We start from the raw sequence: 1071 nt of genomic DNA on the forward strand, positions 1-1071 counted from the left end.
CTTTTTTCTTTTTTTTTTTCCTTTTTTCTTCCTCCTCCCTTTTCTTTTTTTCCTCTCTTTCCCTTTCTCTTTCTCTTCTTTTCTCTCTTCTCCTCTCTCTTTCTTTTTCTTTCTTCCTCTTTTTTTTTTCTTTCCTCCACCCTCCTCCTCCTTCTCCCCTTCTCTTTTTTTTCCTTCTCCTTTTTTCCCTCCTCCCTCTACCCTTCCCTCTTCCCTCCCCCTTTTCTCCTCCCCCCCTCTTCTCTCCCCTCCTCCTCCTCTCCCTCCTTTTCTTCGCTCTTTCTCTTTTTTTCTTCCCTTCCCCTTTTCCTTTTTTTTCCCTCTCTCTCTCTCTTCTTTTCCTCTTCTCCTTCTCTTCTCCTCCTTCTTCCCTCCTCTCCTCCCCCCTCCCTCTCCCTTTTTTCTCTCCCTATCCCTCTCTTTTTCTTCTTTCCCGCTTCTTTTCCCCTCCCTTTTTCCTTTTCTCTTTCCTTTTTTTCCCTTCCCTTCTTTTCTCTTTTTTTTCCTTTCTTCTTTACTTCCTCCTTATTCTTATTTCTTCTTCTTTTTACCGTCTCCGTCTTCCCTTACCCTTTTCTGTTTTCTTTTTTCCTTTGCCCTCCCTACTTTTTCTTCTCGTCCTTGTTCTCTTTTTTTCCCTTTTCCTTTCTCCTTCCGCTTCCCCTCCTCCCCCTCCCTTTCTTTTCTCCTCTTCCTTCTCTCCTTTTTACCTCCCTTTTTCTTCCTCTTTCCCTCTTTCTTTCTCTTCTTTTTTCTTCTTCCCCTTTTTCCTTTTTCTTCCTCTCTTTTTTTCCTCCTTCTCCCTCCCCCTTACTTTTCTCCTTTCTTCTTTTCTCTTCTTCCTTTCTTTCCTTTTTCCCTTCCTCTCTCTCTTATTTTCTTTCCCTTTTCCTTGACTCTCCTTTCCCTTCTTCTCTTCCTCTTCTCTTTTTCCCTCTTCTTTCCCTTCTTCCTTTCTCTCCTCCTTTTTTCCTCCTCTTTTCTTCTTCTTCCTTCCCTCTCTCCCTTTTCTTCTTTTTTTCTTCTTTCTCTTCCTTCCCCTTTTCCCTTCTCTTTTCCTTTCCCTCTTTT

At 42.3% G+C, this 1071-nt stretch carries 1 protein-coding gene; it reads right to left on the reverse strand.

Features of this window, described 5'->3' with window-relative positions:
* Positions 1 to 706 precede the first annotated feature (706 nt).
* On the reverse strand, positions 707 to 1071 hold a 365-nt coding region (locus tag CSC80_RS19815; protein ID WP_099193516.1), incomplete at its 5' end, for a hypothetical protein.

It is taken from the genome of Maribacter sp. 6B07 (genome assembly GCF_002700155.1).
GTDB classification, from domain to species: Bacteria; Bacteroidota; Bacteroidia; order Flavobacteriales; family Flavobacteriaceae; genus Maribacter; species Maribacter dokdonensis.